Annotated in this window: 11 protein-coding genes; 1 reads left to right on the forward strand and 10 read right to left on the reverse strand. The window is 62.6% G+C overall.

The genetic code is table 11. The annotated features are described in order from the left end of the window. Both ACIQ2A_RS24065 and miaA read right to left on the reverse strand, forming a co-directional pair. Positions 1–1,619 (reverse strand): acetolactate synthase 3 large subunit (locus tag ACIQ2A_RS24065; RefSeq protein ID WP_398484221.1); only part of this gene is annotated, 1,619 nt, incomplete at its 3' end. Between the two features lie 447 nt (positions 1,620–2,066). Next, entirely contained in the window at positions 2,067–2,993 is a 927-nt protein-coding gene (gene miaA, locus ACIQ2A_RS24070; protein ID WP_398484223.1) for a tRNA (adenosine(37)-N6)-dimethylallyltransferase MiaA, read from the reverse strand. A gap of 3 nt (positions 2,994–2,996) precedes the next feature. Here miaA and serB point away from each other — a divergent pair, with 3 nt between their 5' ends. Next, positions 2,997–3,899 carry a phosphoserine phosphatase SerB gene (serB, locus tag ACIQ2A_RS24075; protein WP_398484225.1) on the forward strand — a complete coding sequence of 301 codons (903 nt, stop codon included), beginning with the start codon at positions 2,997–2,999 and terminating at the stop codon, positions 3,897–3,899. A 127-nt stretch (positions 3,900–4,026) separates the two neighbouring features. On the opposite strand, the gene ACIQ2A_RS24080 is transcribed toward serB, so the two are convergent. From ACIQ2A_RS24080 to ACIQ2A_RS24115, 8 genes are all read right to left on the reverse strand, one after another. Further along, on the reverse strand, positions 4,027–5,553 hold the full coding sequence (locus ACIQ2A_RS24080; protein ID WP_398484228.1) for a Do family serine endopeptidase: 1,527 nt from the start codon (positions 5,551–5,553) through the stop codon (positions 4,027–4,029). Between the two features lie 191 nt (positions 5,554–5,744). Then, a complete protein-coding gene (locus ACIQ2A_RS24085; protein ID WP_398484230.1) occupies positions 5,745–5,945 on the reverse strand; it encodes a DUF2065 domain-containing protein in 201 nt (66 codons plus the stop codon). Positions 5,946–6,099: 154 nt separating this feature from the next. Continuing rightward, positions 6,100–6,990, reverse strand: coding sequence for a protease modulator HflC (gene hflC, locus ACIQ2A_RS24090; RefSeq protein ID WP_398484232.1), 891 nt, complete (start codon positions 6,988–6,990; stop codon positions 6,100–6,102). Then, the gene (gene hflK / locus ACIQ2A_RS24095) at positions 6,987–8,138 is read right to left on the reverse strand and encodes an FtsH protease activity modulator HflK (RefSeq protein WP_398484234.1); all 1,152 of its coding nucleotides are present in this window, start codon (positions 8,136–8,138) and stop codon (positions 6,987–6,989) included. The genes hflC and hflK overlap by 4 nt, the downstream gene beginning before the upstream one ends. Before the next feature lie 152 nt (positions 8,139–8,290). Continuing rightward, the gene (locus ACIQ2A_RS24100; RefSeq protein WP_398484236.1) at positions 8,291–8,809 is read right to left on the reverse strand and encodes a dihydrofolate reductase; all 519 of its coding nucleotides are present in this window, start codon (positions 8,807–8,809) and stop codon (positions 8,291–8,293) included. After that, positions 8,806–9,177: a hypothetical protein gene (locus ACIQ2A_RS24105; protein ID WP_398484238.1), complete on the reverse strand. Its 372-nt coding sequence runs from the start codon at positions 9,175–9,177 to the stop codon at positions 8,806–8,808. The genes ACIQ2A_RS24100 and ACIQ2A_RS24105 overlap by 4 nt, the downstream gene beginning before the upstream one ends. Continuing rightward, positions 9,156–9,578, reverse strand: a complete 423-nt coding sequence (locus tag ACIQ2A_RS24110) for a hypothetical protein (protein ID WP_398484240.1) — start codon at positions 9,576–9,578, stop codon at positions 9,156–9,158. The genes ACIQ2A_RS24105 and ACIQ2A_RS24110 overlap by 22 nt, the downstream gene beginning before the upstream one ends. Positions 9,579–9,580: 2 nt before the next feature. Then, positions 9,581–10,139: thymidylate synthase (locus ACIQ2A_RS24115; RefSeq protein WP_398484242.1), on the reverse strand; the 559-nt coding region annotated here is incomplete at its 5' end.

Consider the following 10,139-nt stretch of genomic DNA (forward strand, 5'->3'; position numbering starts at 1 on the left):
TTGATCATCTCCTCGATCGCCCCGTCGAGATCGCCGGGCTTCGTGCACTGCAGGCCGACGCCGCCATAGGCTTCTGCCAGCTTGACGAAATCCGGCAGCGCTTCCGAATAGGAATGCGACAGGCGGTTGCCGTGCAGCAGCTGCTGCCACTGCCGCACCATGCCCATATACTGGTTGTTCAGGATGAAGATCTTGATCGGCAGCTCGTGCTGAACCGCCGCCGACATTTCCTGCATCGTCATCTGCACCGATGCATCACCGCCGATATCGATGACCAGCGAATTCGGATGCGCGACCTGCACGCCGAGTGCGGCCGGCAGGCCATAGCCCATGGTGCCAAGGCCGCCGGACGTCATCCAGCGATGCGGCTCCTCGAAACCATAGAACTGCGCCGCCCACATCTGGTGCTGGCCGACTTCGGTGGTGATGTAGGTGTCGAGATGCTTCGTGTTCTCGTACAGGCGCTGGATCGCGAACTGCGGCAGGATCACATCATTGTTGGACTTGTAGGCCAGCGAATTGCGCGCGCGCCAGCGGTTGATTTCGAACCACCACGGATCGATCGCCGGCTTCTTCGCTTCGGCCTTGAACACCTGCAGGATGTCGCCCAGCACATTGGCGCAATCGCCGATGATCGGCACATCGACGCGGATGTTCTTGTTGATCGAGGACGGATCGATATCGATATGGATCTTCTTCGAGTTCGGCGAGAACGCATCGGTGCGGCCGGTGATACGGTCGTCGAAACGCGCGCCGACGCACAGCATGACGTCGCAGTCATGCATCGCCATGTTGGCTTCGTAGGTGCCGTGCATGCCCAGCATGCCGAGCCAGTTCGGACCGGAGGCGGGATAGGCACCAAGGCCCATCAGCGTCGAGGTGATCGGGAAGCCGGTGACCTCGACCAGTTCGCGCAGCAATTTCGACGCTGCCGTGCCAGCATTGATGACGCCGCCGCCCGAATAGATCACCGGACGCTTGGCACCGGCCAGCATGGAGACAGCCTTGCGGATCGCCTGAGCATCACCCTTCACGCGCGGTGCATAGGAGACGTGGACGTCCGACTTGCGCGGCGGATGATAGGTGCCGGTGGCGAACTGCACATCCTTCGGCACGTCGACGACGACCGGGCCCGGACGGCCGGTGGTGGCGACATAGAAGGCCTCATGCAGCACCTTGGCGAGGTCGTTGACGTCGCGGACCAGCCAGTTGTGCTTGGTGCAGGGCCGCGTGATGCCGACGGTGTCGCATTCCTGGAATGCGTCATTGCCGATCAGATGCGTCGGCACCTGGCCGGTGATGCAGACCAGCGGGATGGAATCCATCAGCGCATCGGCCAGCGGCGTCACCATGTTGGTGGCGCCGGGACCCGAAGTGACCAGCACGACGCCGGGCAAACCGGTGGAGCGGGCATAGCCTTCGGCGGCATGGCCGGCGCCCTGCTCGTGGCGGACCAGGATGTGCTGGACCTCTTCCTGCTGATAGATCTCGTCATAGATCGGCAGCACGGCGCCGCCGGGATAGCCGAACAGATGCTTGACGCCGTGATCCGCGAGCGCGCGCACGATCATGGCGGCGCCGGTCATCTGGTTGGGATCGTGGGGCTTTGAGTCACTCATGGTCGGCTCCGGATGCGCGCTGGGCGCTTTGGTCGATGAGGTCTGGTTCGTGATGTGGTTCAGGCAATAAAAAAGGGCCCGTTGAGGACCCCTGTGCGCACCGCTCGGATCGTGGGTAGCCGTCAGCTACCCCCGGCGATGCGCCAGGGTACCACGATAATAAGGAGGCTTGTAACTTTATTGCGCATGACTTGGTCGTTTGATCTCGAAACTTGCGCGGACCATAGCGGGCAAAAACGGGAAGTCAAGGCATCCCGGCCGGTTCGCGCGTGAGACCAAAGGCTAGCCGGGTCCGGGGCGCTCGGCGAGAGGAAAGATAAGAGGGGCTGATATGCGCACAAGCTCACCCCTCATGGTGAGGAGGCGCGTAGCGCCGTCTCGAACCATGAGATGGCCGGGCTCAGCGCCCTGCCGCCATCCTTCGAGACGCGCGCAAATGCGCGCTCCTCAGGATGAGGGTGGAGTATGGAGTTTCGCCTTCGCCTCCTCCGGCGTCGTCCATTCAAATTCCGGCAATTGGTGTCGAAACCAGGTGAATTGCCGCTTGGCGTAGTGACGGGTGTCCGCCTGCCCGATGGCGCAGGCCTCTTCGCGCGAGATCTCGCCGCGCTGATACCTGATCAGCGCCGGCACGCCATGGGCCTTCATCGCCGGCAGCAGCGGATCAAGCCCGCGGGCGGCCAGCGCGTCGACCTCATCCAGCGCCCCCTCGTCCAGCATCCGGACGAAACGTGCATCGATGCGGGCATAGAGCTCGTCGCGGTCCGGCGCGAGAAAGATGGCGGTGGCGCCGTCAGGCGGCAGCAGCGGCGGCAGCGCGTCGCTGTGCCAGTCGGTCAGGGCACGGCCGGTGGCTTCGATCACTTCCAGTGCACGCGCGATACGGGTGCGGTCGCGCAGGTTGAGTCTGGCGGCGGAGACCGGATCACGCACCGCGAGCTCTGCATGCAGTGCTTCCGGGCCTTGGCGCTCAAGCCGCGCGCGGACATCGTCGCGCACGTGATCCGGGACCGGCGGCACGGCAGAGAGGCCCCGGGTCAGCGCCTTGAAATAGAGGCCGGAGCCGCCGATGAAGATCGGCAGCTTGCCCTGCGCCCGCACTTCATCCAGCACCTCGCGCGCCGCATCGACCCATGCGCCGGCGGAGAAATTCACGGCCGCATCCACCGTGCCATAGAGGCGATGCGGGGCGATGGCCTCCTCGTCCGGCGTCGGCCGGGCGGTGAGCACGCGGAGGTCGCGATAGACCTGCATGCTGTCGGTATTGATGACCACGCCGTCCCGTGTGCGCGCCACGGCCAGCGCCAGCGCCGACTTGCCGCTCGCGGTTGGCCCTGCGATAAGCAGCGCTCTGTTATCCGGCCTGGAACTCACGTCATGTCTCTCGTCGCTACCCTGATCTGCAACCCCGCCGATCCCGCTCTCGATAGCACGGTGCTGGACGGTCTGCGCACGATCCTGCCGGGCGATACCGAACTGCACTGGCTGAGCGACGGCGTCGCCGCCGACATCCTGTTTGCCGCCGACAACAACAGCACCACCGACCAGCTCGCTTTCGCCGACCGCCTGCGCGCCGCGCGGGGCGACATGCCGATCGACGTGGTGGTGCAGCCTGTTCTCGATCGACGCAAGAAGCTTTTTCTCGCCGACATGGATTCCACCATGATCGGCCAGGAGTGCATCGACGAACTCGCCGACTTCGCCGGGCTGAAGGCCCATGTGGCCGCGATCACCGAACGCGCCATGCGCGGCGAGATCGAATTCGAGCCGGCCCTGCGCGAGCGCGTGGCGCTGCTGAAGGATCTTCCCATCACCGTGGTCGACGAGACGCTGGCCGAGCGCATCACGCTGACGCCGGGTGGCCGCGAACTGGTGCAGACCATGCGCGCACACGGCGCTTACACGTGCCTCGTCTCCGGCGGCTTTACGCTGTTCACCGCGAAGGTGGCGGAGCTGGTCGGCTTCCAGGAGAACCGCGCCAACGAGCTGCATGTGAAGGACGGCAAGCTGACCGGGACGGTGGCCGAACCGATCCTCGGCAAGGCGGCGAAGCTGGCGACGCTGGTGGAGCTACGGGAGTCGTTTGATCTCGACCATCTCGATACGATGGCTGTCGGCGATGGCGCCAATGATCTCGCGATGATCGGGGATGCGGGGCTTGGGGTTGCTTTCCACGCCAAGCCCGCAGTGGCTGCAGCGGCGCATGGACGGATCGATTTCGGCGATCTCAGCGCGCTGCTGTTTGCGCAGGGATACAAGCGAAGTGAGTTTGTGAGCTGACTTCGACTTCCTGTCATCGCCCGGCTGACCGGGCGATCCAGGAGACACCGGCATCAGTGATAGAACCGATTCGGCAGTGTCTACTGGATCCCTGCTTTCGCAGGGATGACAGACAGAGCGCGGGATCTTACTGCACGCTCAGCGCCACAAACCGCAATTCGCCTTCGGCATTCGACACCAGCAGCAATACCGACTTCTTGCCGTCCTTCTTTACGGCATCGATGCGCTTGCTGACATCGGCCGCATTGGTGACCGCTTCCTGCGCGACTTCCACAATGACGTCACCAGCCGAGAGGCGCTTCTCGGCGGCGTCGGAGCCCTTGTCGACTCCGGTGACGACGACGCCCTTCACGCTGTCCTTGATCTTGTACTTGGTGCGCAGCTCCTTGCTGAGCCCCGTGAGATCGAGGCCGAGCGCCTTCTGCGTGGCCGGCTTCTCGGCTTCCGGTGCGGCCTTCAGCGAAGCCTGCACGGGCTTGTCGTCTTCCAGACGGCCGAGGGTGACCTTCTTGGTCTCTTCCTTGCCCTTGCGGATGATCAGCACGTCCACGGCCTTGCCAACCGGGCTGGCGGCCACGGCGCGCGACAGGTCCTTCGGCTCCTTGACGTCCTTGCCGTCGAACTTGACGACCACGTCGCCCGTCTCGAGACCCGCCGGCTTCGCCGGGCCCTTGTCGTCGATGCCGGCAATCAGCGCGCCGCGGGCGGGCTTGATGTTGAGGCTTTCGGCGATCTCGTCGGTGACCGGCTGGATGCGCACGCCGAGCCAGCCGCGACGCACTTCCTTGTATTCACGCAGCTGGTCGATGACGCCCGCCACGGTCTTCGACGGCACGGCGAAGCCGAGTCCGATGGAGCCGCCGGTGGGCGAGATGATCAGCGTGTTGACGCCGACCACTTCGCCATCGAGGTTGAACAGCGGGCCACCGGAATTGCCGCGATTGATCGAGGCGTCGGTCTGGATGTAGCTGTCATAGGGGCCGTTATTGATGTCGCGGTTGCGCGCCGAGACGATGCCGGCCGTGACGCTGCCACCGAGCGAGAACGGATTGCCGATGGCGATCACCCATTCGCCGAGACGGAGCTTGTCGCTGTCGCCGAACTTGACGGCGACGACCGGCTTGACGGGCGTGAATTTCAGTAGCGCCAGGTCGGTCTTCTTGTCGACGCCGACCAGCTCGGCCTTGATCTTGGTGCCGTCATTCATGATGACGTTGATCTCGTCGGCACCATCGATGACGTGATTATTGGTCACCGCGAGGCCCGAGGAATCGATGATGAAGCCGGAGCCGAGCGAGTTGGTCTTGCGCGGCTGCATGCCTCCGCCGCCCTTCTCGCCACCACCGCGGCCGCCACGATTCTTGAAGAAGTCCTCGAAGAACTCCTCGAATTGCGAGCCCGGCGGCAGTTGCGGCATTGCACCGCGATTGCCACCCTCGCCGCTGTTCTTCGCTTCCACCGTCGAAGAGGTCGAGATGTTGACCACGGAATCAATCACCTTCTCGGCGACATCGGCGATGCCATCCGGGCCACGTGCGGCGGCCGGCAGCGAAGCGCCGACCAGCGCACCGACCGCGATTGCCGCAACGAGCGGACGCAGGCCGAAATTGCGCAGACGGCGCGAGGACGTGAGAGCGGAGGTGACGATGGACATAGGGGTAACGTCTCCTGACGAGAGTCGGCGATTTGCATGCAGAGTGCGCCCGAACCACGCGATTGCGCAAGCCTCGGCGGAACCGCGGAGCAGCGGTCTCGGTCAGGTTATTTGAGCTGCAGATTGCGGCGGAATACGGATAGGCCGGCTGCGATCATCTTGATCGTACTGCGCTTTTAGACAGGCCGCTGCTAGCGCCGGATAAACCAGATCAGGAGCAGGCCACCGACTGCGGAAATGATGCCGGCCAGCCGCAATACGCTGTCGGGAGAGGCCAGTGCGCTTTTCATGGCGCGGCGCATCCAGCCGGGAAAGCCAAGGAACAGGATACCCTCGAAGACGAGCAGAATCCCCAGGCCGATGAGGAAGTCGGTCAGCGCTATGGACCCCACCGGTATCAACTCCCGAACTTTCGCACCCTGACGTTTCTTGGCGCAGTCTTCTGAAAAGCAAATGAGGCGCATCGTGTGACGATGCGCCTCATCCTTAGATCAGACTTGCCGCGAACGCAAAACGGATAGGCCATTTGCGTTGCGCGACCCGCCTTTATGGTTTCGCAGCAAGCGGCTTGCCCGACGGATTGGCGAAGAAGCGGAAGAACTCCGAATCCGGCCGCAGCAGGTAACGGGTGTCACCCTGCTTCAATCCGTTCTCATAGGCCGTCATCGAGCGGTAGAAGGCGAAGAACTCCGCATCCTGGCCATAGGCTTCGGCGAACAGACGGTTACGCTCGCCGTCGCCGGCACCGCGGATCTGTTCGGCCGTCGAATTGGCATCGGCGATGATGACCGTCGCCTCACGATCCGCCTTGGAGCGGATTTCCTGAGCCTTCTGGCCGCCCTGTGCGCGGAACTCGGCGGCTTCACGCTGACGTTCAGTCTGCATGCGCTGATAGACCGCCTGGCTGTTGGCATCAGGCAGGTCAGCACGCCGGATACGGACGTCGACAACCTGAATACCGTAGCCGTCCGCTTCCTTGTCGAGCTGGTCGCGGATCTTGTTCATCAGGCCTTCGCGGTCGTCGCGAACGATCTGGATGAACGTGACCTCGCCGAGCACACGGCGCATGGCCGCGTTCAACAGCGTCGTCAGCTGGATATTGGCGGCCTGGATGGAGCCGATGCTCTGATAGAAGCGCAGCGCGTTCTTGATCTTGTAGCGCGCGAAGGCATCCACCACCAGACGACGCTGGTCGTTGGCGATGAGTTCCTGCGCAGGGTTCTCGAGATCGAGAATGCGCTTGTCGATCGAGATGACGCTGTCGATGAACGGCACCTTGAAGTTCAGGCCGGGCTCGGTGACCACGCGCACGGGTTCACCGAGGCGAACCACGAGGGCCTGCTCGGTCTGGCGCACCGTATAGAGCGAGCCGAAACCAAGGATGACGAGCACCAATAAGACGATCAGTGCGACGATACCTGAGATACCGGATTTCATCGGGCGACCCCACTCTGCTGAGGCTGACCAGATGTCGCCGGTGGCTGACGTCGCGGCGTCAGTTCATTCAAGGGAAGATAAGGCACGACGCCCTGCGAGCCCGCGCCCGAGCCGGGATCGCTGATCAGCTTCTCCGCGCCATGAAGGATCTTTTCCATGGTTTCGAGATAGAGACGCTGACGCGTCACGTCCGGTGCCTTCTTGTACTCTTCATAGACCTTCAGGAAGCGCGCGCTTTGACCCTTGGCCTCGGCGATCGCCTGTTCGCGATAACCTTCGGCGACCTGCAGGATCTGCGCGGCACGACCGCGTGAATCCGGCACGACGCGGTTGGTATAGGTCTGGGCTTCGTTCTGCAGACGCTGGGCGTCGGCCTGCGCCGCCTGCACGTCGCGGAAGGCGTCGATGACCTGGGCAGGCGGATCGACCTTCTGCAACTGCACCTGCTGGATCAGCACGCCGGCGCCATAGCCGTCGAGCGTCTTCTGCATCAGTTCCTGCACCTGGGTTTCGGTCACGGTGCGTGCGCCGGTGAGGATCGGCTGGATATTGGCGCGACCCACCACTTCACGCATCACGCTCTCGGCGACAGCCTTCACGGTGCCTTCCGGATTCTGGATGTTGAACAGGAAGTTGCCCACGCCATCCGGCTTGATGCGCCAGAGCACGGTGAAATCCACATCGACGATGTTCTCGTCGCCGGTGAGCATCAGGCTCTCTTCCGGCACGTCGCGCATGGTGCGGCCACGGCGACCGGTGTCTTCGAGGATCGACATGCCGACCGACAGCGTCGATACGCGCAGCGCCTTTGGCAGCAGCACGGTCTCGATCGGATAAGGCAGGTGATAGTTCAGACCCGGCTGAACGGTGCGGACATGCTTGCCGAACCGCAGCACGACGCCGAGCTCTTCGGACTGCACGCGGAAGAAGCCGGACAGGCCCCAGATGGCGATGGCGACCACGAGGATGAGGAAGATACCCATGCCGCTGACGAAGCCGCCGGGCAGCATGGACTGCAGGCGGTCCTGACCCTTGCGCAGAAGATCCTCAAGATCAGGCGGCCTCGGTCCGGACGATTGCGGACCCGATCCCCAGGGTCCTTTCGGGCCGGGACCCCAGGGGCCTCCGCCTTGATTCTTCCACGACATTCAAACTCTCCTCTGCGCGGCCGGACATACCGGTCTCGCCATCTCTGCATGGCTTTATAGGGGACGGCCCCTGCTCTTACAACGCGGGGCGCTAGACCTTGGGAGCTAAGCGCAACGCCCTGTTTTTCAATGTTAACGGGCGGAAAAGACGGTTAACGCGGCGCGATCCGGCAATATGTCACATAGGAGAAATCGACGCTGTCCTCGCCCGCCGCAGGGTGCCGGACGCGCGCCGTTTCTTCCCATGCGGTGAGATCGACCGGCGGCAGAGTGGTATCGCCCGCGGGGCTTGCATGGACCTCGGTGACTTCGAGGCGATCCGCAAAAGGCATCCATTGGGCATAGATTTCGGCACCGCCGATGATGGCGATCTCGCCGACGGAACGCCGCAGGGCATCGCCGATGGCGATCGCACGCGCCGCGTCGAGCGATGTCGCGACAACGGCGCCATCCGCCGTGTAACCGGCATTGCGCGTGATCACGATATTGGTGCGGCCCGGCAGAGGCCTCCGCGGAAAGGACTCGAAGGTTTTACGGCCCATGACGATGGGCTTGCCGATGGTCAGCGCCTTGAAGCGTTGCATGTCCGATTTCAGCCGCCACGGAATCGTGTTGTCGTGACCGATGACACCGTTCTCGGCGACGGCGTAGACGAGGGTGATGAGGATCATGCGGCAGGGCGAAGAATATAGGCTTCGTCCACGTAGGTTCCGTTGCTGTAGGCGCCACGAACGCGACCGTCGGGGGAGGAAACCGAGCGAACCGCCTGGACAATGGGGTTGTCGTTTCTCACCAGAGAGTACCGCAAATCGTGCCGGCCAGGCAGCTCATCCTTGTGGTTCACAATCGTCGTTGCCACTTCGATGGTCTGTCGTAAAGAGCTGTCCGAACGATCTTTCGGGACGATATAGAGCCGTCCGCGCCCCTCGTCGTCGAGCGCCCAGACAGCCACCTCGATGGCGAAGCCATCCTGCTCAAGGAGAGCGAGAAGACGTTGCGCCGTTTCGAATTCTCCAACTACAGCTTGCTGCGCAACCACGATAGAACTCCGTTAGGCTGATTATCGATCGCTTCGATCAAGGTTCGCGCCTCCTCCAGGGTGGCGCTCGCATATCGACTTTGCTCATTCCAACTCAGCACCATCTCCCAATAAGCGTAGAAATCGGGATCGAGATCCGCCCTGGACTTTAACTCACCCTGTAGCTTAGCCAAAATCGCCAGTTTTTCGATATTGTGAACGAACAGGTTGCGCGCCAACTCCCTGTCAGGGATCGTATCGGATTTGAACTGAGTTGCTATGATCGCTTTCAGCATCAGTTCGACGGCATAACCTGCCAAATAATAGGCATTGCCTTCACCGCCGGAATTAAGAAGCAATTTCGCGTCGCGCAGCTTTGCATCGGAAAGTTCGACCAGACGATCTTTGCCGATTTCGGCCATCGCTACACCGCGACCTCGGCCTTGATATGCGGATGCGGATCGTAGCCTTCGAGCGTGAAGTCCTCATATCGGAACGCAAAGATATCCTTCACGTCCGGATTGATCTTCATCACCGGCAGTTTGCGCGTCTCGCGCGTCAGCTGCAGGCGCGCCTGCTCCAGATGATTGGAATAGAGATGCGCGTCGCCGAGCGTGTGCACGAAATCGCCGGGCTTGAGGCCCGTCACTTGCGCGATCATCATGGTGAGCAGCGCGTAGGACGCGATATTGAAAGGCACGCCCAGAAAGACGTCCGCGGACCGCTGATACAACTGGCACGATAGCTTGCCGTTGGCGACATAGAACTGAAACAGGCAGTGGCACGGCGGCAGCGCCATCTTCTCGATCTCGGCCGGATTCCAGGCCGAGACGATCAGCCGACGGGAATCCGGGTTACGCTTGATCATGTCGATCACATTGGCGATCTGATCGATGCTGCGGCCATCCGGGGCCGGCCATGAGCGCCATTGCGATCCATAGACCGGACCGAGGTCGCCATTCTCGTCTGCCCATTCGTCCCAG

Origin of the sequence: Tardiphaga sp. (assembly GCF_044336785.1) — a bacterium.
In the GTDB taxonomy this organism is placed as follows: Bacteria; Pseudomonadota; Alphaproteobacteria; order Rhizobiales; family Xanthobacteraceae; genus Tardiphaga.